Genomic DNA, 26,550 nt, shown 5'->3' with positions numbered 1-26,550 from the left:
CGGTGATTTTTCGCCTATGAGCCGGGTTTTTGACGGCGGAATTCTTCCTGCGCCCAGGGTCGTAAGGCGGACTTTGAAGTGATGACAGGAGTATGGCAGGGGAGCGGAGCTGCAAGTCAGAGCAGGAATGTGGCGCAAAAACGAGGCCGCAAACACGAGGCCCAGGACGAAAACGGAGCCTGAAAAATGACAAACCCCCGAGCCATGGCGCGGGGGTCATCAACTTGTGTCCAGATAAAGACTGGAAGCCAAAAAGGCGGAACAAAGGAGCTTAGAGCATACCTTCGCGCTGTGCTTTTTTACGCGCCAGTTTACGGGCACGACGAATCGCTTCAGCTTTCTCGCGCGCTTTTTTCTCGGACGGTTTCTCGAAATGTTGCTTGAGCTTCATTTCGCGGAAGACGCCTTCACGCTGCAGCTTTTTCTTCAGAGCGCGGAGCGCCTGATCGACATTGTTGTCACGAACACTAACCTGCATGTGGTTTTCACCACCTTTCTAGATAGAGTTGCAAGGATTTGCAGGAAGCCGCCATATAGCAAAGGCTCTCGACCTTGTCCAGTACTGTGATATCTGGGGGCATAGGCCCATATTGGCAATGATGGCGCAGCCGTTTCATATTCTTACCGGGAGACAGCAGATGAACAGTCAGGACCAGCAGGCACAGCAGACGGCAGCGGTCGATCCGGTCGATCTGCTGCTGGATGCAGCTTTGATGCATGTAGTCTTTGATGGTTGGTCAGAGGCGACCTTTGAGGCCGCCGTCAGCGAAAGCGGATTGGAACCGACACTGGCGCGGGCTCTGTGTCCGCGTGGCGCCACCGACCTGGCGCTGGCCTATCACCGGCGGGGTGATCAGATGATGCTGGCGCGCCTGGCCGATGAAGACCTCTCTGGCCTGCGGTTTCGCGACAAGATCGCCGCCATGGTCCGGTTCCGGCTCGAGGCTTCCGAGGACAAGGAGGCGGTGCGCCGCGGCGTGACCCTTTTTGCCATGCCACAACATGCAGCCGAAGGGGTCAAGGCGATCTGGGGCACCTGTGACGCCATCTGGACGGCGCTGGGTGACACATCAGACGATCTGAACTGGTACAGCAAGCGCGCCACTTTGTCGGGAGTCTATTCTTCGACCGTCTTGTACTGGCTGGGGGATGACAGCCCGGGTCATCAGGCCACCTGGGAGTTCCTGGACCGACGCATCGACAATGTGATGCAGTTCGAAAAGGTAAAGGCAGGCCTGCGCAAGAATCCTTTGCTGAAACCACTGCTGGCAGGTCCGGAATGGCTATCAAGCCAGATCAAGCGCCCCGCAGAACGTGATGATCTGCCGGGGCGACACCGCAACGGTTGATATCTGGATCTGACGGCACGGCATAGCAACGCACCTCGCGTCTGACCGCTCAATTCCTGCTGGGCTTTAGTGGCAAGACAGATCAAAGTTGCGCCCAAACAATTATGTTCAGCGCTGACAGATAAATCTGATCAGCTAGAGAAGGATCTCCTGCATGAGCGATATGATGCGTGCTATTGAAATCTCCAAACCCGGTGGTCCCGAGGTTCTGACCCTGACACAGCGCCCGGTGCCACAAGCGTCCCATGGGCAGGTGGTGCTCAAGGTGGCCTATGCCGGGGTCAACCGACCCGATGCATTGCAGCGGGCCGGGGCCTATAATCCGCCCCCCGGTGCCAGTGATCTGCCCGGGCTGGAGGCTTCGGGAGAGGTTGTTGCCGTCGGCGCTGGTGTCGTGGGGCTTGAGCTCGGCGATCGCGTCTGTGCCTTGCTGCCGGGCGGCGGCTATGCCGAATTCGTCGCAACGCCTGCGACCCATTGCCTGCCGATCCCCGATGGGATGAGCCTGAAACAGGCGGCTTGCCTGCCGGAAACCTGCTTTACCGTCTGGTCCAATGTTTTCACCCGTGGCGGGCTTCAGGCTGGTGAACGGTTCTTGGTGCATGGTGGCTCGTCCGGGATTGGCACAACAGCAATCCAGCTGGCATCAGCGCTGGGCGCGCGGGTTTTTACAACTGCCGGCTCGGATGAGAAATGCCAGGCCTGTCTCGATCTCGGCGCTGAACGCGCGATCAACTACCGGACCGAGGATTTTGTCGAGGTGCTACGCGCCGAAGGCGGTGCAGATCTGATCCTCGACATGGTGGGGGGTGACTATATTCCGCGCAATATCAAGACTCTCGCGGATGATGGGCGGATGGTTCACATCGCTTTTCTGTCGGGCCCAAAGTCCGAGCTCAACTTTGCTCAGATCATGGCGCGCCGCCTGACGGTGACAGGATCAACCCTGCGCCCGCAAAGCGATCTGGCCAAGGCGCGCATCGCGCAGGATCTGTTTGAGGTGGTCTGGCCGCTGATTGAGGCAGGCAAGCTTGCGCCGGTGATGGACAGCGAATTCGCGCTGGAAGAGGCCGCTGCGGCGCACGCCCGGATGGAAAGCTCGGGCCATATCGGCAAGATCGTTCTGCGTGTTGCAGGCGACTGAGGCTAGGCAGGTCGCGCAAGCGATTTTATAAAAGACTGTGGCGCGTCCTTGTGAAAGGGCCGCGCCACAGATCAGGGCTGCCAGAGGGCTGCGCGCCTAACTGACGATTGATTCTTCACCTCACTGGCGTGAAATGGGCATCTTTGAGGGTGCAGTCCCTGATCACGTCCCGCCCGCAGGGCACGGGCTGCATGTCTTTGGACAGGCACAGACGCACCTCCTGGATATGATGATCACGGCAGATCACCGTCACGCTGTCTTTTTCAAAATTCGGGTTGGCTTGCAAAAACGCCTGTTCCACCAATGTGGCGGGCAAGGTCACAGGGCGCTGCAACTTGCGAAAGATCTTTGGTCGGTTGACGCTTTCATAGGTGCTGCGGGACAGATCAAGATAGCGCGCTGCACTCAGGCCGGTACAGGTGCCGTGTTTCTTCCATTGATGCCACGCGAGACCAGGAGATCCCATGATATCAGCCATTTCAGCGGTTTCACTGCGCCGGGGTGGGGCCTCGGGGGTGTTGCAATAGCTGGGCCAGCCACGATGGAACTGTGGCCAAAGCCCATGCAGCGTCCAGCCGTGGTCATGGCGTGGATGGCATTGATCCGACCCTTTGGCATCGCCTTCGATCTCGCACCAGTTGGGCGACCAGCTGAGCGCCAGAACGTAATAGTCAAACTCCCCGGCTTTCTCGCCATCCGCCCAGAGGGCAGAGGTGGAAAATCCGACAAAAGCCAAAATAGCTGCGAACAAGAACCTGCGCATCGCCTCTTTCCTTATGAAAACAGCGCGACTATATAGGACTGAAGTTCCCCGACAATGGAAACCGACCCCAAATCACCGGGGCAGCCTAATTCAGGCGACGGGAAAGTTGTATTTCGGGGCCGGACGCAGTTTAGGAGATGAACACATGGCAAAACCATTGATGGCCAAAGCGACCGCCGTGTGGCTGGTGGACAATACAACGATCAGCTTCAAGCAGATCGCGGATTTCGTCGGCATGCACGAGCTGGAAATTCAGGGCATTGCGGATGGCGATGTGGCCACCGGTGTCAAAGGCTTTGACCCGGTTGCCAACAATCAGCTGACCCAGGAAGAGATCGATCAGGCCGAAGCCAGCCCGCTGTACAAGCTGAAGTTGAAGTTCAACGCAGCCGCCGCAGGTGAGGAAAAGCGCCGTGGCCCGCGTTACACGCCGCTGTCCAAACGACAGGATCGCCCCAACTCGATCCTCTGGCTGGTGAAATTCCACCCTGAATTGTCGGATGGTCAGATCGCCAAACTGGTCGGCACCACAAAGCCAACCATCCAGTCGATCCGCGAGCGCACCCACTGGAACATCTCGAACATGCAGCCGATCGATCCGGTTGCACTGGGCCTGTGTAAACAGTCCGAGCTTGATTCGATTGTTCAGAAGGCTGCCGCCAAAAAAGCCGCCGAAGGCGGTGTCATGAGCGATGATGAGCGCCGTAAACTGGTCTCGACCGAGCAGTCTCTGGGCATGGATAGTGAGCCCAAGATTCCCTCGGCGATCGAAGGTCTGGAGAGCTTTACCCTGGGTGGTGGCCACGACGAACGCCCAGCCCATGAGCCGGTTGTCGATGCTGACAGCTTCTTCAACCTTCCCGACGCGACAGAGGACGATGAGGATGAAGACAACGGTGATGATCCCCGTTTCTGATCTCGCAGTTTTTTGAGACAGTGATTTGAACAAAGCCCCGGCGCGTCAGCGCCGGGGCTTTTCGTTTCTGCACAGGGCCTCCTGAAAAGGGCGACTATTGGGCCGGATCCTCCACGACATCGTCCACGGTCGTGACAATCTCGCGGAAAAAGTCGAGCTTTGCGTCTTCTTCATGCGACAGGATAAAGGTCACGCTTTGGCACATGTTCTGGCGCACGGCGTAAAAGAACTGCTGTTCAAACCGGGTGAGGTGCCAGTTGTTTCCCAGCGCAAGACTGTCGATCCCAATCGCTGCGGTCCCTTTGGGAAAGACCTCGACCCCAAGACGGGAAATGACCTCGACCAGGGCGTTGAGAGAGGTCGCCGCCTGCCAGGAAACGTCAGTCTCGTCTCTGTAGTGTTCGATGCGGAAGTTTATTTCGGGTGAGATGTCATCAAACAGGCTGGCGTCGCCTGCGATGAATTTCTCCAGCACACGCCTGATGGCGATTTGGGTGGTTTCGGGCACGGAATCAAACATCTTTGACCTTTCTGCGATGTGATGTGCGGCCAGAATGCGCTGTTGTTTTGATATTTAATATTCCTATGCTGCCTATATCATGCATAGGTACTGCTTATGTATGATGCACAGACCTTGCGATATTTCCTGACCGCCTTTGAGGTGGGATCCTTCACCCGCGCCGCAGAGGCGCTTGGTGTCACCCAGCCCTCTGTTTCGGCGGCGATCCTGAAACTGGAGGCGCGCTACGACGGGCGCTTGTTCGAGCGCAGCCGCCAGGGGCTGAAACCAACCCGCAAGGGGCAGGAACTGTATGTTCAGCTGGCACCAGTGCTGGCACAGTTGGACCGGATCGAAGGGCGCATGCTGCAAAAGGCCCCTGAGGTTCTGCGCATCTTTTGTCAGCCCGATATTCTGTTGGCGCCTTATGCGGCCGCTCTGCAGGCCCTGCAGCGAGCGAGGTGGGATCTGTCCTTGCAGTTTTGCGATGCCGCTGATCAGTCTGATATCGCCTTTGTTTCGGAAGAATGCCTGCCGCCGCGTTTCCGCTTTTTTCCAACAAGGCGCGAAACCTATGGGCTGGCTGTTCCGCAGCAGCACGCCTTTGCTCTGCAGGAGGAGATCTTTCCTGAGAGGCTAACGCAGGAACCACTGATTGGTCGGCCCTATTGTCCCAATGCGGACCTGTTTCTGAGAAATATGGCTGAGCAGGCAGGACGGGCCGATCAGGCAGAACTGGAAGTTCGCGAACGGTTTGCCCCGGTGGCGGACGCGGTGCATGATCATCAGGTACTGGATTTGGTACGGGCGGGTGTGGGTATCGCACTGGTGCCAAAAGACCATGTTGCCGGGGTGACTGGAATAAAGTTTGTCAGGCTGGCTGGTCAGACCCCTCAGCGCCAGATCGGAGTGGCTGTGCGCAAAAGCGCCCATGCCCATGGTCTGGCTCAAGATCTGGTGCAGGCGCTGATATCGGCATTGCCGCAACAGCCAGATGCGTCATAGGGGCTTGCGGGCCCTGAGGGCTGCGGTGATGGTGCCATCATCCAGATAGTCCAGCTCGCCGCCAATCGGGACGCCCTGCGCCAGCGAGGTCAGTCGGACCTGACTTTCGAGCTGATCGGCGATGTAATGGGCGGTGGTCTGGCCGTCGATGGTGGCATTCAGGGCGAGAATTACCTCCTGCACGGACTCGCTGGCGACCCGGTCAACCAGTCGCGGGATGTGCAGATCCTCGGGGCCGACTGCATCCAACGCTGACAGGGTGCCGCCCAGCACATGATAGCGCCCTTTGAAAACCGCAGCCCGCTCCATCGCCCAAAGATCTGAAACCGTCTCGACGACACAGATTTCGCCATTGGCGCGGCGCTCGTCGGTGCAGATACCACAGATGTCGCTGGTGCCGACATTGCCGCAGTTCAGGCACTCGCGTGCGGTGGCTGCCACCTCGCTCATACAATCCGCCAGTGGTGTCAGCAGCAGTGCGCGCTTGCGGATGAGATGCAGCACCGCCCGTCGGGCAGAGCGCGGCCCCATGCCCGGCAGTTTTGCCATCAGAGCAATCAGGTGTTCAATGTCGCTGGTGCTGTCGTCGGTCATGATCTGGTCCTTTGCGCCAATCTGCGGCGCCAGTCTGCAGTGCCAATCTGCGGTGCCTGTGCATATAGGCCCAAGGGGGCAGGGAGTGGCAAGAGCCATCCTTTTCCCCAGCGCCCTGTTTTATACCTGCCCTCTTGTTCAAACTGGCCCGGCCATGCAAACGCTGTCTTGGTATCCTAGCGCTGAGTATAGCCATTGGCGCGGTAGCGCTATTCGCCTGGCCACAACATTGATGGCGGTGCCCATTTTGGTGGGCGGTGCTTTTGTGCATCGTCTGTTCGCCGATTTCGGGGTTTGTGGATTGCCCCTTGAAAACAGGCGCGTCACCTCGCATATAGGGGGCGCTAACGTTTTTCTTTTTCGGCCAGCTGTCTTCCGTTACCGGTGTTCAGTCTTTCGATCCAGACCTACCACGCCGGGCTGCCGCACCAACGCGGGCAGCAATTTTTTAGGAGACTACGGATATGGCTTCAGGCACCGTAAAATGGTTTAACTCAACCAAAGGCTTCGGCTTCATTGCACCCGACGGCGGCAGCAAAGATGTATTTGTTCACATTTCTGCTGTTGAGCGTTCCGGTCTGACCGGTCTGGCCGACAACCAAAAAGTGACCTTCGACATCGAACCCGGCCGTGACGGTCGTGAGTCCGCTGTGAACCTCGAGCTGGCATAAGCCACTTCGGTTCAAAGGTTTTTAAGCGCGGTCCCTGGCAACAGGGGCCGCGTTTTTCATTTTTCAGCCAGTCTTTCCATCCTGTATTTTGCAGCCAGAAATTTGCCTGACCTTGTGTCTGAAATGGGCAAATGAAAAAGGCGACCCCGAAGAGCCGCCTTTGATCCGATCTGCGCGTCTATGCAGTTTAGAACGCCAGTTTAGAAGGGCAGTTTGATGTCCTTGGGCAGGCCCATGCTCTCGGTGAGACGGGTCATCTCTTCCTGCGCCTTTTCGGTAGCCTTGGCCTGGGCATCCTTGATCGCCGCCAGAATCAGGTCCTCTACAACTTCCTTGTCGTCGCCGGAAAAGATCGAAGGATCAATGTCGAGCCCCTTGAGCTCGCCTTTGGCCGAGGCCGTTGCCTTGACCAGGCCGGCCCCTGCTTCGCCGGTGACCATGACATTGTGCAACTCTTCCTGCATCTCTGCCATTTTGGTCTGCAGTTCCTGTGCCGATTTCATCATCTTGGCCATATCGCCAAGACCACCGAGGCCTTTGAGCATTGGATCTCTCCTAAAAGTTCTGTTGGTCCCTAAATACGAAGCAAGGCCTGTCTGCACAAGGGGCAGCACCGGCTCTAGGCCTTGTGTTGTTGGGGGGAGGTGCGAAACCGGTCGCGATAGGCGCCGGGGGTCAGGCCAGTGACAGATTTGAACGCGCGTGAAAACGCAGGCAGATCAGTGTAGCCGACCGCAAAGGAGATCTCAGCCACTGTGGCGTTGCTTTGCTCCAGTCGGTTGCGGGCCTTCTCAATACGCAGGCTTTGCAGGTAAGCGGCCGGAGTATAGCCGGTGGCGCGATCAAAATGACGGGTGAAACTGCGCAGGCTCATCCTCGCAATCTTTGCCAGATCGGCACTGACCAGAGGCTTGGCAAGATGCTGTTCCATGTGGCGCTGGGCGCTAAGAATGCCGCTGTTGCCATGAGCGCGATTGGGCCGAAAACTGGAATAGTGCCGCTGTGCCCGCCCTGCAGGGTCGACCAGTAGATGCCGTGACAACTTGGAGACAATGCTTGGCCCGTACCAACGCCCGGAGAGGTGCAATCCCAGGTCCAGCCAAGCCATCAACCCGCCTGCGGTGATAACGTCGTGATCGTCGATCAGGATTTCTTCGGCCTTTAGGTCCACCTGCGGAAAATGCGTTTGAAACTCCTGTTCCAGTGCCCAGTGGGTGGTGGCAGGGCGGCCTTGCAACAGGCCAGCAGCCCCAAGCCAAAAAGCGCCGGCACAGACCGAGCAGGCCAGCGCCCCAGCGCTGTGTTGATCCTTGGCCCATAGGGCAAGCCTGTCTTGGGCGGTGCCACGGTCCTGTTCCAAAGAGGGTGGAAAAACAAAAGCCGTGAAATTCGTGTTGGGCAGGTTTTCGGCACTCACCAGGGTGATCTGCGGCCCGGAAACGTCGCAGGCTAGGCGTGGGATCAGGGAAAACAGATCGGCCAGCCCCCAGAGTGCAGATTTCTGCACGCCGGGATAGTCAACAAGCGCGAGAGAGAGGTTTGGCAGTTTCTGCATAATTATTGTCGTACACGCCAATTTGTATTGCGGTCAAGAACTGGCATCACACTGTCATCGATACCAAAAGGAGGCTCAAGATGAGCAAGACTGCATTGCTGCTGGTGGATATTCAGAATGACTACTTTCCGGGCGGAGAATGGGAGCTGCACCAGATGGATCAGGCGGCACTGAATGCGGCTTCCCTGCTTGCCGGCGCGCGGGGGGGCGGCCAGATGGTGGTGCATATCCGCCATGAAAATCCCACGGCTGAAGCGCCGTTTTTTCGACCCGGCAGCACCGGGGCCGAGATTCACGATGCTGTTGCGCCGACCACAGGCGAAGTGGTTCTGACCAAAGCGCGCCCCAATAGTTTTCTCGACACTGGCCTGCTTGAGCTTTTGCAGGGGGCGGGGATTGAAGCGGTTATCATCTGTGGTGCCATGAGCCAGATGTGCGTTGATGCCACCACACGGGCTGCCCGTGACTTTGGCTTTGAGGTGACAGTGGCCGAAGATGCCTGTGCCGCGCGGGCGATGTCGTTTGGTGGGGTTGAGATCAGTGCCGAGCAGGTGCATGCGGCCTTCATGGCACCGCTGGCCATGGGCTACGCCAATGTGGTTGCGACAGCCGAGATTCTGAAAGCCTGAGATTTCAGATAAAGACAGGCCCAGCTCTGCTTTGACAGCAGGGCTGGGCCTGAAGCTATTCTTTCGTGGCCTGGGTACCCCGTGTCTGGATTGGCTATTTCTTGTCCAAAACGGCAGCTACAGCAAGGTCACTCTTCTTCAAAGGGATCCCATTCGTCTTCGACCTCTGGCAGCGCCTCGGCCTCGACTTCGGCGGCCAGTTCTTCGGCGGTGCGGATGCGGGTGATCTTGGCCTTGGGAAAACTTTCCAGCACAGCCTGCACCAGCGGATGTTCCGAGGCCTTGGCGCGCAGGGCGTTTTCGGCGGCATTTTCCCGCTCGGTGATGGTTTCGCCACCGCCTTCGTTTTCAAGCGAGATGATCCAGCGGGCCTGGGTCCAGTTCTGCAGCTGCTGCCCCAATCGCGCGGCCAGATCTTTTGGCGCGTCCTGGGTAGGCTGGATGGTGATCCGACCCGGCTGATAGGCCACAAGGCGCAGATAGGTTTTCACATATTCCAGCAGCAACCCGTCACGTTTGAGGCGGATGAAATCGACCACATGTTCAAAAGTGGGATAGCGTGCCAGGGCCTGAACCGTCTCGGGTGCCAGTGCCGCCGAGGTGCCACTGCCGCCCTGCGCAACTGGTGCACCGTAAGCTGCGCCACCGGATGCGCCGGGTGCGCCGGATGCCATGGGCGCTCCGGGCCCAGCTCCGCCGCCCATAGTCTGCATCGCGCCCTGACCACCCTGACCACCTTGACCAGTCGGCCCGGCGCCATAGCCTCCGCCCCCCATGGGGGCGCCACCGGGACCACCAGTGGGGGGTGGTGTGTCCTGCAGTTTGCGGATCAATTCTTCGGGGCTGGGCAAGTCGGCCACGTGGGTCAGGCGGATCACCGCCATCTCAGCCGCCATCATCGCATTTGGTGCGGCGGCAACCTCTTCCAGCGCTTTCAGCAGCATCTGCCACATGCGTGTCAGCACCCGCATCGGCAGGGCTTCGGCCATTTTCTGGCCGCGGGCGCGTTCATCCGGGCTGATGGTGGGGTCATCGGCGGCATCAGGCGTGATTTTGACCACCGAAACCCAATGGGTGATCTCGGCCAGATCGCGCAGAACGGCCAGCGGATCAGCGCCTTCGGCATATTGCGCGCCAAGTTCGGTTAATGCTGCCGCCGCATCACCGCGCAGGATCATATCCATCAGGTCCAGAACGCGGCCCCGGTCGGCCAGCCCCAGCATGGCCCGGACCTGATCTGCTGTGGTTTCACCGGCGCCGTGGGAGATGGCCTGATCCAGAAGGGAGGTGGCATCGCGGGCTGAGCCTTCGGCGGCGCGGGTGATCAGCGCCAGCGCGTCTTCGTTGATCTCAGCCCCTTCGGCGCCAGCGATCTTGCGCATCAGCGCGATCATCACTTCGGGCTCAATCCGGCGCAGATCAAAGCGCTGACAGCGCGACAGGACGGTGACGGGAACCTTGCGAATTTCGGTGGTGGCAAAGATGAATTTGACGTGGGCCGGTGGCTCTTCCAGTGTTTTCAACAGCGCGTTGAACGCACTGGTGGAGAGCATGTGCACCTCATCGATGATGTAGATCTTGTAGCGAGCCGAGGCGGCACGGTACTGCACCGAATCGATGATTTCGCGAATATCGCCCACACCGGTACGGCTGGCGGCATCCATTTCCATGACATCGACGTGGCGGCCTTCCATGATCGCGGTGCAATGTTCGCATGTGCCGCAGGGCTCGGTGGTGGGCTGCCCCTGGCCGTCAGGGCCGATACAGTTCATCCCTTTGGCGATGATCCGCGCGGTTGTGGTTTTGCCGGTGCCGCGAATGCCGGTCATGATGAAGGCTTGAGCGATGCGATTGGTTTCAAACGCGTTTTTCAGCGTGCGCACCATGGCATCCTGGCCAACGAGATCGGTAAATGTCTCGGGGCGGTATTTGCGCGCCAGGACTTGATAGGCGGTCTGGCTGGTGTCGCTTGTGCTGTCGTTCATGATGTCTCTTGCCGGATTCGAAAGATGCAGGATCGCACCGGAGCAAACTACGCGGGCGGGCGGGGTTCGTCCACAGCTGTTGACCCGCGACGGGCTGTCGGGCCAGAGTTTTGTGGCTGCGTTTTCTGGCTGTTTGTTTTGGCTGGATCTTTGGACCGGCTTGTCTGGTGTGTGCCGTGGCTTTTGGGAGAGATCTGGAATGGATGGAAAAAGCGCTGCGGCATCTGCGACCTCGCTCAGTTTGCACGCTCTCTGTGTTGGAGACGGTATTCTCGCCCTCTGTCCGCTTCCCGGAGCGGGGGGGGATTATGCCGGTGACATGGAGCATATCCATGACTGGCAGCCGGGGCTGGTGATTTCCATGACCACCGAAGTCGAACATGTTGCGGTCGGGGCCCATGATCTGGGGCAAGCCTTTCAGAGCATGGGATGCCGTTGGGTACATGTGCCGGTGCCGGATTTTGCAGCCCCGACAGAGACGATGCTGCAAAGCTGGCCCGAGATCAGCGCCATGGCGCGCCAGACCCTTGCGGGGGGTGGCCGGGTTCTAATCCATTGCCGAGGCGGCTGTGGGCGCTCTGGCATGGTGGTGCTGCGGTTGATGATTGAGGCGGGTGAATACCCCGCCAAAGCCCTGATCAGGTTGCGCAAGGTCCGGCCCTGCGCGGTGGAAACCGAGGCGCAAATGCAGTGGGCGACTGAACCTGAGGCGGATCAGGCGCCCTAGTCCGGGGCTGCATCCGGGGCTGCCAGCAGCCCCATCAGAGGTTTCGCAAACCTGCCTCTAATATGGCAGGGCCTGTTGGAGTGCTGTGGCGGCACTATGTGCAGGCTTGGGCAGCGCTTCCCCCAGAGCGCAGGGGTAGGTGGCCGTCTGTCCGGCCGGAAAACCTGTTGATCTTGGCGACAGCAGGGCGTCGGCAAATTGATCCAGCTTTCGGCGATCGGCCTCGGCGCTCACGTCGCAAAATACCCGGATGCGGTCATGAGTGGCGAAAAATCGCGCCGGACACTGTCGGGAACAGCCGTCCAGGATGCTTTCTCCGCAGATTTCGAAGTCCTCTTGGGTCACCGGGCGGGCTTTGTCGAGCGCGCCTGCAAGGGCACGCAGCATCCGCGTCATCGCCGGGCAGGGGCCGCCGATATGCCTGCAGGTGGTTTCCGAGAAATGATGGGTCTGATCGGTCTTAGTCATGATGCGCCCTCCGCGCGGTGACCGGGTATCCATCAGGAGAGGCGGTAACAGGGCTTTTCCCAAAAGACCCATCACACGCACCCGCCCCGGACACCCCGTCCAGTTTCGAGTTTCCATGTGATGGCAGGTCTCCTGACTCGCGGGTCGTCGCAGCTCCGGTCCTTCCCAGCCAGGGGCGTCCAAAGGAGCGCGTCTGGCCAGTGGTTCATCCGGGGTGCTCGCCGCCTACAGTTGCGGGGGCAGTCACGGAGTTGACCTGAACAAACCTGTCAGATCGCACCGCGTTCCCTTTTCATCCCGTCCACACAGGATTGTGTGTCACGGGAACCATCCCCCTAGCGCTAGCGGGTACGGGGATGAGTCGTCAATGCGTTTTCGGAAACGAGGCCTAGTAACGCAAGGCCTAGTAACGCAAGGCCCAGTAACGAGCCCCAGTGTTCAGGCTGAGTATACAGCTTCGGTGCTCAGGCGCTGCTTTTCAACCGGTCTTCGGTCAACTTGGCAAATTCAGCGACCCGCAATTTGAACCGTTTGTCAATTTTGCTACGGGCCAGTTTGAAAGACTGCAGGATCAGCCGACCGGACAGGGTCTTGGGTTTGACATCCACTGAAACCGCTATCCGTGTGCGCCGTGGCGACAGCGCAAGCAGCTCGATCTGGCTGTCGCCTTTGAGGCCATCGCTTTCACCGCTCAGCCCGATCAGCGTCACAGGATCATAATCAGAGAGCTGCAGCTGCATCCGGCGGGCCTTGCCCCGAAAATTTACCCGTACATCCCATGTCAGGCCCAGCTCCGGTGTGGTCTGATCTCCAAGGCGCTGAACCTCGATGCCACGACGAATGGCAGAGCGTTCAAAGCTCGCAAAATCCGAAATCGCTTCAAACACCTCGGTGATGGGGGCATCGACGTCTTCTTTGCTGGATAGCTTCATGTTTTGTCGCCCGCCTTCTGGTCAGTCTTAGGGAATATTCCTGAAACCTGATATTAGAATAGTCTCCTTAATCCAAGGTGTCCGCAAGCCAGTTTTCCAGCAGGAAATGTGCAATGGCACCCTTGCGGGCAGGTTGCAGAACCGGGTGTTCTCCGGCGAAGGCCGCCATCATGTCTTGGCGGCTGACCCAGATGGCATCTTCGATTTCTTTGGGGTCGATGGTGATCTCGCGACTGCTGGCTTTGCCGCTGCAGCCAAACATCAGCGACATTGGAAATGGCCAGGGCTGGCTTGACAGATACCCGACCTCGGCGACCTTGACGCCGGTTTCTTCAAATACCTCCCGGCGGACAGCTGCCTCAAGGGTTTCGCCGGGTTCGACAAACCCTGCCAAAAGCGAATACATCCCTTCGGGCCAGCCCGGTGAGCGCCCCATCAGTACATCGTCGCCATGGGTGATCAGCATGATGACAACCGGGTCGGTGCGGGGGAAATGCAGTGCTTTGCAATCCGGGCATTTGCGTTGCCAGCCAGCCTGGCTGACTGCGCTTCTACTGCCACAACGAGCGCAGAACTGGTGCGACTGGTGCCAGGAAAGCAAAGCCTTGGCGGTTGCGGCCAGTTCGGCCTCCAGTGGGGTGAGGCGGGCCATCATCAGGCGCAATTCGCAAAACACGTCGCCTGCAGGCAGATCCGGATGCTGCTGCTCGCTGACATCGGCGAAACTGGCCAGTGCCATCTCGTCCAGCGCGTCGGGCTGCCAAGCGCCAAGGTCACAGGCAAACAGCGCGGCGCCGTCGGGGCCGGTTCCCAGAAACAGGGCTGCTTCGCGATGCTTTTCTGCCAGCGCGTGCGTGCTGATGATCCAGGCCAGCCCATCGGGACGGCGCTCTGGATCAGAGCGCTGGCCAAGCACCTTGCCGCGCCAGGTCAGCAGGACCCGCGTGTCAGACGCCGTCCAGAGACCGTGCAGCGCAGTCGGATCTTCTCGCAGCTCAGCCCTGCGATCCAGACCGCCGCCGCCGCCAAATGTTACCTGTTCTGCCCGTTTCATCTGATTGTCTCCGCGCTGGTCACATCAAGGGGTGGGGAGAGCCACGTATTCTTCGGCCCATGGCAAAGTGATGCCCTGACAGACCGGGAAAGACCAGTGCAACCCTGCGACCAAATGTGCATGCCGCAAATAAGTGAGGTGTCTGCGATTTCGTCGCCTTGAAATTGTGGGTGTCGCCGCTAGTTCGTCGATATTGCTGCCACATTTCTCAAACTCGATGAATTTGGTGGCTTTGCAAATCTGTGAAACGCTGTTTCATAGGGGCGACGGTCTGCAGAATGGTGGACCGGGTGAGGCAGGGGATTGGGATAGGCAGTGACAGCCGCAACTTCGGTATCATGACGGAGCGCAGGTCTTCTAACGGTGGTGAAACCGGTCTGTTGCGCATCCTTGCGACGACGGACCTGCATAGCAATTTGCTAAGTCATGACTATTATGCGGACCGGCCCGACCCCGGAGTGGGGCTGTCGCGGGTGGCCACCCTGATCGGTCGCGCCCGCCAAGAGGCGGTTGCCGCAGGCGGGGCAACGGTCCTTCTGGACAATGGAGATGCTTTGCAGGGGGCTCCGATCTGCGAAGGTTTCGTCAACCTGCATCGGGAATTCCTCCAAAGCGACAGTAAGCAGAGTAGTGGCAAGCAGAGTAACACTTGCCAGCCCACCAGCTGCCCCCCCCACAGCCGGGGCGATGGTACACAGATCCATCCGCTGATGACTGCGTTTTCGGTGCTGAAATACGACGCAATCGGCCTTGGCAATCACGACTTCAATTTTGGTCTCTCGGCGCTGGAGCATGTCCTGCAGAGCGCCCCCTGTCCGGTGGTCTGCTCAAATATGCATCCGGTCGTCCCAGAGCGGAACCTGCCCTTTTTGCAACAGGCGATCCTGGAACGGCGACTGAGCAATCTGCCAGAGACACCGGTGCTGCGGATCGGCATTCTTTCGGTATTGCCGCCCCAGACGATGGTCTGGGATGCTCATCTGCTACAGGGCAGGGTACAGGTGCAGGATATGCTGCAGGCGGCGGCGGCGCAGGTGGCGGCGTTGCGGGCGGCGGGCTGCGATTTGATCGTCGCGCTGGCGCATACCGGTCTGGGGGGTGAGGAGGTGGTTCCGGAAATGGAAAATGCGCTGTGCCCGATTGTCGCCACCGCGGGCATCGATGCTGTGATCGGCGGCCATACCCACCTGATCCTGCCAAACCCGGATCACCCCTTTGGCAAACCGGTGGTGATGCCGGGCGCGCATGGCTCGCATCTGGGGCAAATCGATTTGCACCTGCGCCATGGGGTGGATGGCTGGAAGGTCGATACCTGGCAGGCCAGCGCCAAACCGATCTCTCGGCGGGATGCCTGGGGGCGGCTGACACCCGTGGTGAGTGAAGATGCACAAATTGTGCAGGCACTGACGGCGGCGCATGAAGACACCCAGGCCAGAATGAAGGAGCCGGTGGGTCATAGCTGCACACCTTTGCATTCCTATTTCACCTTTTTTGGCGAAGACCGCGGACTGTCCCTGGTCGCCGCAGCACAGATGGCCGCCCTGCGACCGATGCTGACGGGCACAAATGCGGGATCTTTGCCGCTGCTTTCAGCGGTGTCACCCGGAAAATTTGGCGGCCGATCCGGTCCGGAGAACTATACAGATATCGCGGCTGGTGATCTGTGCATGCGCAATGTTGCGGATCTGCAGATCTTTCCTAATGAGCTCTGGCTGGTGATTGTAAGCGGCGCAGAGCTGCTGGACTGGCTGGAGATGTCGGCGGGGCTGTTTAATCAGATTTCTCCGGCCAGCCAGGGCCGCGAATTGGTAAATCAAGATCGCGCTGGGCACAATTTCGACGTACTTTTTGGCCTGGAGTATGAGATCGATCTGGCGCAACCCGCGCGCTTTTCCTCTTCCGGCCTGCTGATCAACCCGCAGGCGCGACGTGTGAAATGGGCCCGCTACAAGGGGCATGACGTGATCAAAGATCAACATTTTGCAGTGGCGACGAGCAGTTATCGGGTCAGTGGCGGCGGCAATTTCAAAATGGTTCAGAACGCCGAGCGGCTGCAATTGCCATCCTTGAAAATCCGTGATGCGATCCGCGACTATGTCGCCGAGCGACTGCCAAAGGATCCTCTGTCCGAGGCAGCCTATCCCTGGCACCTGACAGCTTTGGACGGGGCTGGGGTTTGCGTTTTCATCGGTCCTGCCGCACGGTCCTATCTGGACGAGCTGCCGGAAGGACTGGCAGAGGATCTAGGTGTTACGGCTAGCGGTTTTCTGAAATTGGGACTTAAGCTTTAGAAACTGGCCTGCGCATCGCTCTTGTCATTTTCTCTGCAGCTGCCTATATCGGGATTCGAGAGGTTGGCGCGGGCAGGCGCCTCGCCAACCTGGTCAGATCCGGAAGGAAGCAGCCACAACGAGCCCCGCTTGGGTCGATGTCCAACCTCTCACCTTATTCCCTCCGATATTCAGCGTTGCCCCGACAGTTGGGTTCAATCCCTTCGCCCGCTCGCTTTGCGCCAAATGTAGGCTGAGGCCCGTCGGTTGTCGGTTGACGCCCCGTGTCACGCCCTGTGTTTAGAACAATGCAAACCAGATGCCTGCAAACATCGCAATGCCACCAAAATTGACCCAAATGTGCCAAACCGCATAGCGATAGGGCATGGCCTTGCGGGTATAAAAATAAGTCCCGATGACATAGCAGGCTGCGCCGACGATGATGCACCATAGGGTTTCGACCGGGACCGTTGTCAAATCCGGAAGGGCGCTCATTCCCAGCGCGCCCAGGGCCAGATACGAAGCGGTCGACCAGCGTGTTTTCACGTTCACATGTGTGACTTTGTTCCAGATCGCCAGAGCCGTCAGCCCCCAGCACATCCAAAGCAGTGCAAAGGTCCAGCTGGTGCCTGCCAGCACGAAGAAGGGGGTAAAAGTCCCCGTAATACTCGGATAGATCGCCGCGTGATCAATGCGCCGCAAGACAGTGCGCCGGTCATGCCAAGGCGAGAAGTGATAAAAGCAGGAGGCTAGATTGGAGGCCAGCGCGCAGGCGACGTAGAGCCCGATCGCTAAGACCAGCTTGGTCTCAAGGGTTGCGGTGCTTTTGAAAATCAGGAAGCCGCCAGCGGTCAGCACCAACGCCAAGCCAAAGGCATGCACGACCATGTCTGCATGGCGATGGGACGGTATGGCGCTAGGGTAGGTCACTGCAGTCATGGGCGAACTCTGGCAAAAGACTATCTCGCGATATGTGTGATGCGCCGTAAAGTCCACCGTTCCGATGCGTCAGGTCAGCAAGGGCCAGGTCCGCGCTGTGCGCGGACGTGACAGCGGTTGAAGTTGGGCATTGCCACCAGCAAGCATCGAGACCCGACGGGGGGGTCAGTAGCGGCCGTTGTCGGCCGGGTAGACGCCCAGGATCTCGACGTTGGTGGTGAAATAGTCCAGCTCATCCATGGCGAGTTGCACATTTGCATCATCCGGATGGCCTTCGATATCCGCATAAAACTGTGTCGCGGTGAAGGAGCCATCAACCATGTAGCTCTCCAGCTTGGTCATGTTGATGCCATTGGTGGCAAAGCCGCCCATGCCTTTGTACAGCGCTGCTGGGATGTTGCGGACCTGAAAAACAAAGCTGGTGATCATGCCGTGGGCACCGCGACGGCTGCGGTCGGGTTCACGCGACATGATGAGGAAACGCGTGGTATTGTCACCATGGTCCTCGATCTTGCGTTCCAGCACATCAAGGCCATAAATCTCGCCGGCCAACTCGCTGGCCAGGGCGGCGGTGTGGATATCGCCAGCCTCGGCGACATCGCGCGCGGCGCGGGCGTTATCGGGGCTGACACCGCCGATGATATTGTGTTTACGCAGGAATTCCCCGCATTGCGGCAGCAAAACCAGATGCGATTTGGCCACGCGAATGTCTTCCAGCTTGGCACCGGGCACCGCCAGAAGATTAATGTGCACCCGCACAAAAGCCTCGTCGATGATGTGCAGCCCGCTATGGGGCAGCAGGCGGTGACTGTCGGCAACCCGCCCATAGGTGGAGTTTTCGACCGGCAGCATGGCCTGATCGGCCTCGCCTGCGCGCACAGCCTCGATAACGTCTTCAAAAGTGCGGCAGGGAAGCACCTCCATATCGTGGCGCGCGTTGCGGCAGGCCTCATGGCTGTAGGAGCCCAGCTCCCCCTGAATGGCAATTTTTCCGGTCATCAGTGCGACTTTCCTGCAAAACTTCAGCAAACGGGCATTTCGTCGCGTTGTCTATACCTTGCCACTGACGAGTGGAAGCCTTAGACAACCAGCAGACAGCTAAAACGGACACGCGATTCATGTTTGACACGATGACCCTAACCAAAGCGACTGCAGGCGTCTGCGGATCGTTACTGGTACTTCTTCTGGGCCAGTGGGCCGCGGATGTGCTCTACTCCACAGATGCACACGGTGAGCAATCTTATGTTATTGAAGTAGCAGAAGCAGGCGGCGGTGACGAAGAAGTGGCAGAAGTCAGCTTTGATGAGCTGATGGCCTCAGCAGATCTCGGCAAAGGTGCCAAGGTCTTCAAGAAATGCGCAGCATGCCACAAGATCGAAGAAGGCGTGAATGCCACCGGTCCTTCGCTTTACGGCGTTGTCGGTCGCGCAACAGCCGCCGAAGCGGGCTTTGGCTATTCCGGTGCTTTGACAGCACTGGGCGGCACCTGGTCCACGGCAGAGCTTGATGCCTTCCTGACCAAGCCGTCGGCTTACGCTTCGGGCACCACTATGTCCTTTAATGGTCTGAAAAAGCAAAAGGATCGTGTGAACCTTATTGCTTATCTGGAAAGCCTTGGCGGCTGATCCCGAGATCAGTGACCCAATTTTTGAAAAGGCCGCAGCATCTGTTGCGGCCTTTTTTGCGTTTTGAGAACGCAGCTTGGCAGGTTTCGGCCTGATCACGTTCTTTCGATCAGCCAAAGGCCGGGAACGCTCAATCTCAACTTGAATAGTACCACCTGCGCCCATTAGCTTGGGTCACAGGAATAATCTGGGGATGTTTAACCCCGGACACAGGAGGTTATGGCAGATGACATCCCATCGGGCGGCGCAGCGGCACAAGCAATCCACAGCACAGGCGCGGGTTTTACCACGCGACGGTGGCGCGCGCGGCGCCAATCTGGCGCTGGCCGTTCTGACCTTTGTACTGCTCGCCCTTTTGGCGCTGCCAGTCTGGGCCGAAGACAAAATCATTAAATCGCATGGCTTTGCGGAATTTGGCGCACTGAAATACCCCGAAGGGTTTGCCCATTTCGACTATGTAACCCCGCAGGCCCCCAAGGGCGGCGAGCTGGCAATTTCTGCCGTGGGTACCTTTGACAGCATGAACCCCTATTCGCGCACAGGGCGGGCTGGGGCGCTGTCCTCGGAACAGTTCGAAAGCCTGCTGGTGGAATCTTATGACGAGCCAGGGTCCTTTTACGGACTGGTCGCGCAGAGCCTGGAGTACCCGGAAAGCCAGGACTGGGTGATCTTTAATCTGCGCCCCGAGGCCCGGTTTTCGGATGGCACCCCTGTCACAGCAGAGGATCTGGTGTTTTCTCATAATCTGTTGCTGGACCAGGGGTTGAAATCCTATGGTGACGCGGTGCGCAAACGCATTCCCAAAGCCGAAGTTCTGGGGCCACATCAGGCCAAATTCTATTTCGCTGCGGATGTGTCACGGCGCTCTTTGATTACTCAGGTGGGCAATGTGCCGATCTTCTCCAAGGCCTGGTTTGAGGCAGATCCTGAAAATCGCCGCCTGGATGAGCCACGCCTGGATCCGGGCGTCGGATCTGGCCCCTACGTGCTGGAAACGGTCGATATAAATCAGCGCGTCGCCTATCGCCGCAATCCCGACTACTGGGGCGCGGATCTCAACGTCAATGTCGGGCGGCACAACTACGATTTGATCCGGATTGAATATTTTGGCGATTCTGTTGCTGCGATGGAAGGGTTCAAGGCCGGACTTTATACGCTGCGCAATGAGAATAACTCGAAAAACTGGGCCACGGCCTATGGGTTCGACGCAGTTAAAAATGGAGCGGTGGTCAAAGCGGCTATTCCTGATGGCAATCTTGCGGCCCCTGCTGGATTTATCATGAACCTGCTGCGCCCCAAGCTGCAGGATATTCGTGTGCGCGAGGCGATCCAGCTCGGCTTTAACTTTGAGTGGACCAATGAAAGCCTGCAATATGGTCTGTTCCAGCAACGCCATGCCTTTTGGCAGGATACGGAACTCGAAGCGCGCGGCTTGCCAGAGGGGCGCGAGCTGGAGGTGCTGACCGCGCTGGGCAACCAAATTGATCCCGCGCTACTGACGTCAGAGCCTGTGATGGCACATAGTTCCAAGCCCAAGCGCCCCAATGACCGCCGCAACCTTCGCCGCGCCATGAAACTGCTGGACGAGGCGGGGTGGACTGTTGGTTCAGACGGGTTGCGTCGCAACGCAAAGGGGGACGTTCTGAGCCTGGAATTCCTGCTGGACAACCCGACGACGGCGCGGGTGGTACAGCCTTTCATCGGCAACCTGCAAACCATGGGCATCGACGCCGTGCTCAACCGGGTGGATAATGCGCAGTTTTCCAGTCGGCGCCGCGAAAAAGACTTTGATATGATCTTTGCCGGCTACCCACTGGATCTGGAGCCATCCACCGAATTGCAGCAGTTCTTTGGATCTGAAGCACATGAGTATTCGGTCTTCAACCCGGCGGGGCTGGCGGATCCGGCGGCGGATGTGCTGATCAAGAATATCGTAAATGCCACCAACAAGGATGAACTCTACGCAAACACCCGTGCGCTGGATCGGTTGCTGCGGGCGAAACGGTTCATGGTGCCGGTCTGGTATCTCGATGTGAACTGGGTCGCTTATTGGGACATGTATCGCTACCCCGATGTCCTACCGCCCTATGATCTTGGCCTGCTGGACCTGTGGTGGGTGGATGCTGACCGGGAGGCCGCATTGAAAGCCTCGGGCGCATTGCGGTAAAGACGGATCATGGCAGCCTATATTCTCAGACGCCTTTTGCTGGTGATCCCCACCCTGTTCGGCATCATGGTGGTGAACTTTGCCCTGGTGCAATTTGTCCCCGGCGGCCCGGTTGAGCAGGTCATCGCACAGCTGCAGGGCAGTGGTGATGTGTTCGAAGGCTTTGCCGGTGGCGGTGGCGACGCAGGTGGAGCCAGCGCCATTGAGGCCAACGACAGCTATGCGGGCCGTCAGGGCCTGCCACCCGAGCTGATCGACGAGCTGAAAGAACAGTTCGGCCTCGACAAACCTCCGCTGGAACGCTTTGGCCTGATGCTGTGGAACTACATGCAGTTTGATTTCGGCGAGAGCTATTTTCGCAAGATCGACGTGACCGAACTGGTGCTGGAGAAAATGCCGGTGTCGATCTCACTGGGGCTTTGGTCGACGCTGATTGCCTATATGATCTCGATCCCGATGGGCATTCGCAAAGCACTGCACGATGGCAGCCGGTTCGACACCTGGACCAGCGGCGTGATCATTGCCGCCTATGCGATCCCGTCGTTTTTGTTTGCCATCATGCTGCTGGTGCTTTTTGCCGGTGGCTCCTACTGGCAGATCTTTCCGCTGCGGGGGCTGACCTCGGACAATTGGGACCAGCTGAGCCTGTTCGGCAAGATCGCCGACTATGCCTGGCATATCGCGCTGCCGGTGATTGCTTCGACCATCGGCGCCTTTGCGACGCTGACGCTGCTGACCAAGAACTCGTTTCTGGATGAGATCAAAAAGCAATATGTCATCACCGCCCGCGCCAAAGGGCTGAGCGAGCAGCGCGTGCTTTATGGGCATGTGTTTCGCAATGCCATGCTGATCGTGATTGCCGGCTTTCCCGCCGTTTTCATCGGCATCTTCTTTTCCGGCAGCCTGATCATCGAGACGATTTTTTCGCTGGATGGCCTGGGCCGTCTGGGGTTCGAGGCCGCCGTGGCGCGGGATTATCCGGTGATCTTTGGCACCCTGTTTATCTTTGGTCTGATGAGTCTGGTGGTCGGCATCCTGTCTGACATCATGTATGTGCTGGTCGATCCGCGCATCGACTTTGACAAGCGGGAGGGCTGAGCCATGGCACTATCGCCCCTCAACCAGCGCCGCTGGAACACCTTTCGCCGCAACAAACGGGCCTATTGGTCCATGTGGATCTTTGCGGTGCTGTTTGGCCTGTCGCTGTTTGCCGAATTTCTGGCCAATGACAAACCCATCCTCGTGAGCTATCGCGGTGAAATCTACGCGCCGGTGTTCAAGTTCTATCCCGAAACCACCTTTGGCGGCGATTTCCAGACCGAGGCGATCTATCGCGACCCGGAGGTGGAATGCCTGATCCGATCCGGCGGCATTGAAGACTGTTTTGATGAGCCCGAAGAGATCCTCGAGGATATTGCCGCAGGCGAATATGCGGCGGAAGATTTCTACAAAGGCTGGAGCCTTTGGCCGCTAATCCCCTATTCCTATAACACCTCGGTGGATCGCGCCGGGGCAGCGCCCCTGCCGCCCAATGGACAAAACCTTTTGGGCACCGACGATACCAAGCGCGACGTGCTGGCGCGGGTCATTCACGGCTTCCGCCTGTCGATCCTGTTCACCCTTATGGTCACCGGTGCAGCGACGGTGATCGGTATTCTGGCAGGCGCGGTGCAGGGCTATTTTGGCGGCTGGACCGATTTGGTGTTTCAGCGCTTCATCGAGATCTGGAGCTCGACCCCGCAGCTTTATGTGATCATCATCATGTTCGCTATTTTGGGCCGCAGTTTCTGGCTGCTGGTGGGGCTGATGATCCTGTTTGGCTGGACCTCGCTGGTGGGCGTGGTGCGGGCTGAATTCCTGCGTGCGCGCAATCTGGAATATGTCCGCGCCGCCAAAGCGTTGGGGGTTGGCAACATGACCATCATGTTCCGCCACATGTTGCCCAATGCCATGGTTGCCACGCTGACCATGCTACCCTTCATCGTCACCGGCACCATCAGCACCCTTGCAGGTCTGGATTTTCTTGGCTTTGGCCTGCCGTCCTCGGCCCCCTCATTGGGGGAGCTGACACTGCAGGCGAAACAGAACCTTGAAGCCCCCTGGCTCGCCTTCACCGCCTTTTTCACCTTTGCCCTAATGCTGTCGCTGCTGGTCTTCATCTTTGAAGGGGTGCGCGATGCCTTTGATCCAAGGAAGACCTTTTCATGAGCGCGGTACTTGAGGTGCGTAACCTGTCGGTGTCTTTCCGGCAGGACGGCAAGATCACCAAAGCCGTCAAAGGCGTCTCCTTCTCGGTGGGGCGTGGCGAGACCGTGGCGCTGGTGGGCGAGTCTGGGTCGGGCAAATCCGTCTCGGCGCTTTCCACCGTGTCGTTGCTGGGCGATAGCGCCATCGTAGAGGGCTCTGTCACCTATGACGGGGTTGAAATGGTGGGCGCCGATGAAAAGCACCTGATGCAGGTGCGTGGCAACGACATCAGCTTTATCTTCCAAGAACCGATGACCTCGCTGAACCCACTGCACACTATTGAAAAGCAACTGTCGGAATCACTGGCCCTGCATCAGGGATTGCAGGGCGAGGCGGCGCGCGCGCGCATTCTGGAACTGATGCAAAAGGTCGGCATACGTGACGCCGAAAGCCGCCTTGGCGCCTATCCGCATGAGCTCTCGGGAGGGCAGCGTCAGCGGGTGATGATCGCCATGGCGCTGGCCAATAAGCCCGATGTTCTGATCGCGGATGAACCTACCACGGCGCTGGATGTGACCATTCAGGCGCAGATCCTGGAACTGCTGGCGGATCTGAAGAAAAGCGAAGGCATGGGGCTGCTGTTCATCACCCATGATCTAAACGTGGTGCGCCGCATTGCTGATCGGGTCTGCGTGATGAAGGGCGGCGAGATCGTTGAAGAAGGCCCGGCGGCTGCGGTCTTTGACAACCCGCAGCATCCCTATACGCAAAAACTGCTGGCGGCAGAGCCTTCGGGCAAACCCGCCCCTGTCGCAGCTGATGCGGCCGAGATGATCCGCACGCGCGATCTGAAGGTCTGGTTCCCGATCCAGAAAGGCCTGCTGAAACGCACCGTGGGATACGTGAAGGCGGTGAACCCGACCTCGATATCGGTGCGCGCGGGCGAAACCCTGGGCATTGTTGGCGAAAGCGGATCAGGCAAAACCACAATGGCACTGGCAATCATGCGGCTGATTGCATCCCAGGGCGAGGTGCGGTTCTGCGGTGACGATCTGCGGCAATGGTCCACCAAGGATTTGCGCAGCCTGCGCAAGGATATGCAGATTGTGTTTCAGGATCCCTTTGGCTCTCTCAGTCCGCGGATGACCTGCGCGCAGATCATCGCCGAAGGTCTGGCCATCCACAAGGTGGACCAGCATCGCGCGCCGCGCGAATTGGTCCATGAGGTGATGCTGGAAGTGGGGCTGGATCCCGCAACCATGGATCGCTACCCGCATGAATTCTCTGGCGGTCAACGCCAGCGGATCGCCATTGCCCGCGCCATGGTGCTGCGTCCCAAACTGGTGGTGCTGGACGAGCCAACCTCGGCCCTTGATATGACCGTGCAGGTGCAGATAGTTGAGCTGTTGCGCGACCTGCAGAAACGCTATGGGCTGGCCTATCTGTTCATCAGTCATGATCTCAACGTGGTGCGGGCGATGTCGCATCAGGTGGTGGTGATGAAACAGGGTGACATCGTCGAGGCCGGAGCCGCCGAAGAGCTGTTTGAGCATCCGAAGGAAGGTTATACCCGGACGCTACTTGCGGCAGCGCGCTAGGCAGGCCGGGCCAAGAGGCGGCGAAAGCACTGGTTGAGCAAACAGGCAGGTGGCGCAGTTTAGATGGCGCTGCTATGTCCCGACGAAGCAAGTCCGTAAGCATCGAAACTGCGTGCGATCATCCGGGTTAGCGGCCGGGCGGCATGGGTTATGCTTAGCCCCTCTTGGGTGACTTCGACCATGCCGGGAAATGCCTGTTGAGCCTTGGCAAACAGACCTGGCAACTGGCTGGCAGCATGCGGAAACTGGCGAGTTATCTCGGTGAGTGAAATGCGAAATTCGCACATCAGCATTTCGATCAAACGGGCCCGCAGCTGATCGTCGCCCTGAAAGGCATGGCCGCGCGCGGTTGCCAGATGTCCCTGACGGATCTCTGACATATAGGCGGCGGTGCTGGGGGCGTTCTGGGCATAGCCCTGTGGCAGCCTGGAAATTGCCGAAGCCCCAAGACCGATCAGAACTTCGGCGGGGTCATCTGTATACCCCTGAAAATTGCGCCTGAGCTGCCCGCTGTTGCGTGCCTGCGCCAAACCGTCCTGCGGGCGGGCAAAGTGATCAATGCCGATCTCCTCAAAGCCATCCCACATCAGCAGTGCCTTTGCTGTATCGAACAGCTCAAGCCGGTCTTCGGGTGTGGGCAGGGTTTCGGTGGGGATCATGGTTTGACGCCGTGCCATCCAGGGCACATGGGCATAGCCATAAAGTGCAATCCGATCCGGCGCGAGCGATAGCAGCTGCTCTATGCTTTTGGTGATCCGGGCTTTGGTCTGATGTGGCAGGCCGAAAAGAATATCCGCGCTCAGGTTGCGGACTCCGCCTGTGCGCAACATTTCGACCGTTTCATGGGTGAGCTGGTAGCTTTGAATGCGGCCAATGGCCTGCTGAATGGTGCCGTCAAAATCCTGCACGCCGATACTGGCGCGGTTCATCCCGGCCTGCAGGAAGGCATCGCAGCGCTGCTGGTCAAATTCGTTGGGATCGATTTCCACCGAAAATTCGCCCCCCGGAGCCAAAGGCGCGAGATCGGCAATCGCCCCCGTCAAATCACGAATCATCTCAGGCGGGAGAATGGTTGGCGTACCGCCACCAAAGTGGACCCGCGACAGGCTGACATCTGGTGGCAGATGGGACTTCAACAGGCTAATTTCCTGTTTCAACACATCCAGATAGGCACTGAGGTCCCCATCTGATCGGGTCCCCTGCGTCCGGCAAGCGCAGAACCAGCACAACCGTCGGCAAAAAGGTATATGCAAATAAAGGGATATTTGGCTTTCGGGCTGGATATCGCCAAGCCAGGAGGCGAAATCTCCGGAATCAATTTCCGCGCCAAAATGGGGCGCGGTGGGATAGCTCGTGTAGCGCGGCACTTTGGCATCGAATAAACCGAGCTTGGCCAATTGTGGTTTTGGACACATACGATTATTGTATTCGTTATTCGCGCGACCAAACTTTGACCTAGATCAAGCGGGACTG

Annotated in this window: 26 protein-coding genes, 1 other RNA gene and 1 riboswitch; of the genes, 14 read left to right on the top strand and 13 right to left on the bottom strand. The window is 58.6% G+C overall.

Annotation, left to right across the window (positions count from 1 at the left end; genetic code table 11):
* Positions 1 to 271: 271 nt before the first annotated feature.
* A complete protein-coding gene (gene rpsU, locus PH5382_RS10255; protein WP_008207378.1) occupies positions 272 to 478 on the bottom strand; it encodes a 30S ribosomal protein S21 in 207 nt (68 codons plus the stop codon).
* A 160-nt stretch (positions 479 to 638) separates the two neighbouring features.
* Between rpsU and PH5382_RS10250 the strand changes: the two genes are divergently transcribed.
* Both PH5382_RS10250 and PH5382_RS10245 read left to right on the top strand, forming a co-directional pair.
* Complete coding sequence (locus PH5382_RS10250; protein WP_058334289.1) at positions 639 to 1,349, top strand: COQ9 family protein; 711 nt, start codon at positions 639 to 641, stop codon at positions 1,347 to 1,349.
* A 154-nt stretch (positions 1,350 to 1,503) separates the two neighbouring features.
* Positions 1,504 to 2,493, top strand: coding sequence for an NAD(P)H-quinone oxidoreductase (locus PH5382_RS10245; RefSeq protein WP_058334288.1), 990 nt, complete (start codon positions 1,504 to 1,506; stop codon positions 2,491 to 2,493).
* Between the two features lie 115 nt (positions 2,494 to 2,608).
* On the opposite strand, the gene PH5382_RS10240 is transcribed toward PH5382_RS10245, so the two are convergent.
* Positions 2,609 to 3,256: a ribonuclease T2 family protein gene (locus PH5382_RS10240; protein WP_058334287.1), complete on the bottom strand. Its 648-nt coding sequence runs from the start codon at positions 3,254 to 3,256 to the stop codon at positions 2,609 to 2,611.
* A gap of 145 nt (positions 3,257 to 3,401) precedes the next feature.
* Here PH5382_RS10240 and PH5382_RS10235 point away from each other — a divergent pair, with 145 nt between their 5' ends.
* Entirely contained in the window at positions 3,402 to 4,172 is a 771-nt protein-coding gene (locus PH5382_RS10235) for a DUF1013 domain-containing protein (RefSeq protein ID WP_058334286.1), read from the top strand.
* A gap of 94 nt (positions 4,173 to 4,266) precedes the next feature.
* On the opposite strand, the gene PH5382_RS10230 is transcribed toward PH5382_RS10235, so the two are convergent.
* Positions 4,267 to 4,692, bottom strand: a complete 426-nt coding sequence (locus tag PH5382_RS10230; protein WP_058334285.1) for a hypothetical protein — start codon at positions 4,690 to 4,692, stop codon at positions 4,267 to 4,269.
* A 96-nt stretch (positions 4,693 to 4,788) separates the two neighbouring features.
* Between PH5382_RS10230 and PH5382_RS10225 the strand changes: the two genes are divergently transcribed.
* On the top strand, positions 4,789 to 5,676 hold the full coding sequence (locus PH5382_RS10225; RefSeq protein ID WP_058334284.1) for a LysR family transcriptional regulator: 888 nt from the start codon (positions 4,789 to 4,791) through the stop codon (positions 5,674 to 5,676).
* Here PH5382_RS10225 and recR read toward each other — a convergent pair.
* Positions 5,671 to 6,270 carry a recombination mediator RecR gene (gene recR / locus PH5382_RS10220; RefSeq protein WP_058334433.1) on the bottom strand — a complete coding sequence of 200 codons (600 nt, stop codon included), beginning with the start codon at positions 6,268 to 6,270 and terminating at the stop codon, positions 5,671 to 5,673. The genes PH5382_RS10225 and recR overlap by 6 nt on opposite strands.
* Positions 6,271 to 6,734: 464 nt before the next feature.
* Here recR and PH5382_RS10215 point away from each other — a divergent pair, with 464 nt between their 5' ends.
* Positions 6,735 to 6,941 (top strand): cold-shock protein, encoded by a 207-nt coding sequence (locus tag PH5382_RS10215; protein ID WP_009809887.1) that lies wholly within the window; start codon positions 6,735 to 6,737, stop codon positions 6,939 to 6,941.
* 200 nt (positions 6,942 to 7,141) lie between these two features.
* On the opposite strand, the gene PH5382_RS10210 is transcribed toward PH5382_RS10215, so the two are convergent.
* Entirely contained in the window at positions 7,142 to 7,486 is a 345-nt protein-coding gene (locus tag PH5382_RS10210; protein WP_058334283.1) for a YbaB/EbfC family nucleoid-associated protein, read from the bottom strand.
* Positions 7,487 to 7,560: 74 nt separating this feature from the next.
* On the bottom strand, positions 7,561 to 8,496 hold the full coding sequence (locus PH5382_RS10205; protein ID WP_082645631.1) for a GlxA family transcriptional regulator: 936 nt from the start codon (positions 8,494 to 8,496) through the stop codon (positions 7,561 to 7,563).
* 80 nt (positions 8,497 to 8,576) lie between these two features.
* On the opposite strand from PH5382_RS10205, the gene PH5382_RS10200 reads away from it, so the two are divergent.
* Positions 8,577 to 9,125 carry a cysteine hydrolase family protein gene (locus PH5382_RS10200; protein WP_058334281.1) on the top strand — a complete coding sequence of 183 codons (549 nt, stop codon included), beginning with the start codon at positions 8,577 to 8,579 and terminating at the stop codon, positions 9,123 to 9,125.
* Between the two features lie 128 nt (positions 9,126 to 9,253).
* Here the strand turns inward: PH5382_RS10200 and PH5382_RS10195 are convergent, their stop codons facing one another.
* Complete coding sequence (locus tag PH5382_RS10195; RefSeq protein WP_058334280.1) at positions 9,254 to 11,110, bottom strand: DNA polymerase III subunit gamma/tau; 1,857 nt, start codon at positions 11,108 to 11,110, stop codon at positions 9,254 to 9,256.
* A gap of 199 nt (positions 11,111 to 11,309) precedes the next feature.
* Between PH5382_RS10195 and PH5382_RS10190 the strand changes: the two genes are divergently transcribed.
* A complete protein-coding gene (locus PH5382_RS10190) occupies positions 11,310 to 11,837 on the top strand; it encodes a protein-tyrosine phosphatase family protein (protein WP_058334432.1) in 528 nt (175 codons plus the stop codon).
* A 57-nt stretch (positions 11,838 to 11,894) separates the two neighbouring features.
* Here PH5382_RS10190 and PH5382_RS10185 read toward each other — a convergent pair whose 3' ends face one another.
* The 3 genes from PH5382_RS10185 to nudC all read right to left on the bottom strand — a co-directional run bounded on the left by PH5382_RS10185 (position 11,895) and on the right by nudC (position 14,291).
* The gene (locus PH5382_RS10185) at positions 11,895 to 12,305 is read right to left on the bottom strand and encodes a hypothetical protein (RefSeq protein ID WP_058334431.1); all 411 of its coding nucleotides are present in this window, start codon (positions 12,303 to 12,305) and stop codon (positions 11,895 to 11,897) included.
* Between the two features lie 104 nt (positions 12,306 to 12,409).
* Positions 12,410 to 12,652, bottom strand: a riboswitch (cobalamin riboswitch).
* Between the two features lie 117 nt (positions 12,653 to 12,769).
* Positions 12,770 to 13,237: an SRPBCC family protein gene (locus PH5382_RS10180; protein ID WP_058334279.1), complete on the bottom strand. Its 468-nt coding sequence runs from the start codon at positions 13,235 to 13,237 to the stop codon at positions 12,770 to 12,772.
* A 67-nt stretch (positions 13,238 to 13,304) separates the two neighbouring features.
* On the bottom strand, positions 13,305 to 14,291 hold the full coding sequence (gene nudC / locus PH5382_RS10175) for an NAD(+) diphosphatase (RefSeq protein WP_058334278.1): 987 nt from the start codon (positions 14,289 to 14,291) through the stop codon (positions 13,305 to 13,307).
* Between the two features lie 338 nt (positions 14,292 to 14,629).
* On the opposite strand from nudC, the gene PH5382_RS10170 reads away from it, so the two are divergent.
* Both PH5382_RS10170 and ffs read left to right on the top strand, forming a co-directional pair.
* Positions 14,630 to 16,582, top strand: a complete 1,953-nt coding sequence (locus PH5382_RS10170) for a 5'-nucleotidase C-terminal domain-containing protein (RefSeq protein WP_058334430.1) — start codon at positions 14,630 to 14,632, stop codon at positions 16,580 to 16,582.
* Between the two features lie 56 nt (positions 16,583 to 16,638).
* Positions 16,639 to 16,737, top strand: an RNA gene (gene ffs / locus PH5382_RS19475) — signal recognition particle sRNA small type.
* A 124-nt stretch (positions 16,738 to 16,861) separates the two neighbouring features.
* Here the strand turns inward: ffs and PH5382_RS10165 are convergent.
* Both PH5382_RS10165 and PH5382_RS10160 read right to left on the bottom strand, forming a co-directional pair.
* On the bottom strand, positions 16,862 to 17,500 hold the full coding sequence (locus PH5382_RS10165) for a PAQR family membrane homeostasis protein TrhA (protein WP_058334277.1): 639 nt from the start codon (positions 17,498 to 17,500) through the stop codon (positions 16,862 to 16,864).
* Positions 17,501 to 17,665: 165 nt separating this feature from the next.
* Positions 17,666 to 18,499, bottom strand: a complete 834-nt coding sequence (locus PH5382_RS10160) for a prephenate dehydratase (RefSeq protein ID WP_058334276.1) — start codon at positions 18,497 to 18,499, stop codon at positions 17,666 to 17,668.
* A 119-nt stretch (positions 18,500 to 18,618) separates the two neighbouring features.
* On the opposite strand from PH5382_RS10160, the gene PH5382_RS10155 reads away from it, so the two are divergent.
* The 5 genes from PH5382_RS10155 (at position 18,619) to PH5382_RS10135 (ending at position 25,077) form a co-directional block, all read left to right on the top strand.
* On the top strand, positions 18,619 to 19,125 hold the full coding sequence (locus PH5382_RS10155; RefSeq protein ID WP_058334275.1) for a c-type cytochrome: 507 nt from the start codon (positions 18,619 to 18,621) through the stop codon (positions 19,123 to 19,125).
* 226 nt (positions 19,126 to 19,351) lie between these two features.
* Positions 19,352 to 21,292, top strand: coding sequence for an extracellular solute-binding protein (locus PH5382_RS10150; RefSeq protein ID WP_058334274.1), 1,941 nt, complete (start codon positions 19,352 to 19,354; stop codon positions 21,290 to 21,292).
* A gap of 9 nt (positions 21,293 to 21,301) precedes the next feature.
* Positions 21,302 to 22,390 (top strand): microcin C ABC transporter permease YejB, encoded by a 1,089-nt coding sequence (locus tag PH5382_RS10145; RefSeq protein ID WP_058334273.1) that lies wholly within the window; start codon positions 21,302 to 21,304, stop codon positions 22,388 to 22,390.
* Positions 22,391 to 22,393: 3 nt separating this feature from the next.
* A complete protein-coding gene (locus PH5382_RS10140) occupies positions 22,394 to 23,500 on the top strand; it encodes an ABC transporter permease (protein WP_058334272.1) in 1,107 nt (368 codons plus the stop codon).
* Positions 23,497 to 25,077 carry an ABC transporter ATP-binding protein gene (locus tag PH5382_RS10135; RefSeq protein WP_058334271.1) on the top strand — a complete coding sequence of 527 codons (1,581 nt, stop codon included), beginning with the start codon at positions 23,497 to 23,499 and terminating at the stop codon, positions 25,075 to 25,077. The genes PH5382_RS10140 and PH5382_RS10135 overlap by 4 nt, the downstream gene beginning before the upstream one ends.
* 59 nt (positions 25,078 to 25,136) lie before the next feature.
* Here the strand turns inward: PH5382_RS10135 and hemN are convergent, their stop codons facing one another.
* A complete protein-coding gene (gene hemN / locus PH5382_RS10130; RefSeq protein ID WP_058334270.1) occupies positions 25,137 to 26,492 on the bottom strand; it encodes an oxygen-independent coproporphyrinogen III oxidase in 1,356 nt (451 codons plus the stop codon).
* Between the last annotated feature and the right edge of the window lie 58 nt (positions 26,493 to 26,550).

This window comes from Phaeobacter sp. CECT 5382 (genome assembly GCF_001457775.1).
Lineage (GTDB): Bacteria > Pseudomonadota > Alphaproteobacteria > Rhodobacterales > Rhodobacteraceae > Pseudophaeobacter.
This window is presented reverse-complemented; position numbering and strand designations above follow the sequence as displayed.

Excerpts from the sequence above, each read along its gene's own strand:
- PH5382_RS10150 (WP_058334274.1), top strand. The coding sequence starts at position 19,352 with ATGACATCCCATCGGGCGGCGCAGCGGCACAAGCAATCCACAGCACAG.
- PH5382_RS10235 (WP_058334286.1), top strand. The coding sequence starts at position 3,402 with ATGGCAAAACCATTGATGGCCAAAGCGACCGCCGTGTGGCTGGTGGAC.
- PH5382_RS10155 (WP_058334275.1), top strand. The coding sequence starts at position 18,619 with ATGTTTGACACGATGACCCTAACCAAAGCGACTGCAGGCGTCTGCGGA.
- PH5382_RS10210 (WP_058334283.1), bottom strand. The coding sequence starts at position 7,486 with ATGCTCAAAGGCCTCGGTGGTCTTGGCGATATGGCCAAGATGATGAAA.
- PH5382_RS10145 (WP_058334273.1), top strand. The coding sequence starts at position 21,302 with ATGGCAGCCTATATTCTCAGACGCCTTTTGCTGGTGATCCCCACCCTG.
- PH5382_RS10170 (WP_058334430.1), top strand. The coding sequence starts at position 14,630 with ATGACGGAGCGCAGGTCTTCTAACGGTGGTGAAACCGGTCTGTTGCGC.
- PH5382_RS10240 (WP_058334287.1), bottom strand. The coding sequence starts at position 3,256 with ATGCGCAGGTTCTTGTTCGCAGCTATTTTGGCTTTTGTCGGATTTTCC.
- PH5382_RS10180 (WP_058334279.1), bottom strand. The coding sequence starts at position 13,237 with ATGAAGCTATCCAGCAAAGAAGACGTCGATGCCCCCATCACCGAGGTG.
- PH5382_RS10135 (WP_058334271.1), top strand. The coding sequence starts at position 23,497 with ATGAGCGCGGTACTTGAGGTGCGTAACCTGTCGGTGTCTTTCCGGCAG.
- PH5382_RS10165 (WP_058334277.1), bottom strand. The coding sequence starts at position 17,500 with ATGACTGCAGTGACCTACCCTAGCGCCATACCGTCCCATCGCCATGCA.
- PH5382_RS10215 (WP_009809887.1), top strand. The coding sequence starts at position 6,735 with ATGGCTTCAGGCACCGTAAAATGGTTTAACTCAACCAAAGGCTTCGGC.
- nudC (WP_058334278.1), bottom strand. The coding sequence starts at position 14,291 with ATGAAACGGGCAGAACAGGTAACATTTGGCGGCGGCGGCGGTCTGGAT.
- PH5382_RS10160 (WP_058334276.1), bottom strand. The coding sequence starts at position 18,499 with ATGACCGGAAAAATTGCCATTCAGGGGGAGCTGGGCTCCTACAGCCAT.
- PH5382_RS10230 (WP_058334285.1), bottom strand. The coding sequence starts at position 4,692 with ATGTTTGATTCCGTGCCCGAAACCACCCAAATCGCCATCAGGCGTGTG.
- PH5382_RS10140 (WP_058334272.1), top strand. The coding sequence starts at position 22,394 with ATGGCACTATCGCCCCTCAACCAGCGCCGCTGGAACACCTTTCGCCGC.
- PH5382_RS10225 (WP_058334284.1), top strand. The coding sequence starts at position 4,789 with ATGTATGATGCACAGACCTTGCGATATTTCCTGACCGCCTTTGAGGTG.
- PH5382_RS10245 (WP_058334288.1), top strand. The coding sequence starts at position 1,504 with ATGAGCGATATGATGCGTGCTATTGAAATCTCCAAACCCGGTGGTCCC.
- PH5382_RS10185 (WP_058334431.1), bottom strand. The coding sequence starts at position 12,305 with ATGACTAAGACCGATCAGACCCATCATTTCTCGGAAACCACCTGCAGG.
- PH5382_RS10200 (WP_058334281.1), top strand. The coding sequence starts at position 8,577 with ATGAGCAAGACTGCATTGCTGCTGGTGGATATTCAGAATGACTACTTT.
- PH5382_RS10190 (WP_058334432.1), top strand. The coding sequence starts at position 11,310 with ATGGATGGAAAAAGCGCTGCGGCATCTGCGACCTCGCTCAGTTTGCAC.
- PH5382_RS10195 (WP_058334280.1), bottom strand. The coding sequence starts at position 11,110 with ATGAACGACAGCACAAGCGACACCAGCCAGACCGCCTATCAAGTCCTG.
- recR (WP_058334433.1), bottom strand. The coding sequence starts at position 6,270 with ATGACCGACGACAGCACCAGCGACATTGAACACCTGATTGCTCTGATG.
- rpsU (WP_008207378.1), bottom strand. The coding sequence starts at position 478 with ATGCAGGTTAGTGTTCGTGACAACAATGTCGATCAGGCGCTCCGCGCT.
- PH5382_RS10205 (WP_082645631.1), bottom strand. The coding sequence starts at position 8,496 with ATGCAGAAACTGCCAAACCTCTCTCTCGCGCTTGTTGACTATCCCGGC.
- PH5382_RS10250 (WP_058334289.1), top strand. The coding sequence starts at position 639 with ATGAACAGTCAGGACCAGCAGGCACAGCAGACGGCAGCGGTCGATCCG.
- hemN (WP_058334270.1), bottom strand. The coding sequence starts at position 26,492 with ATGTGTCCAAAACCACAATTGGCCAAGCTCGGTTTATTCGATGCCAAA.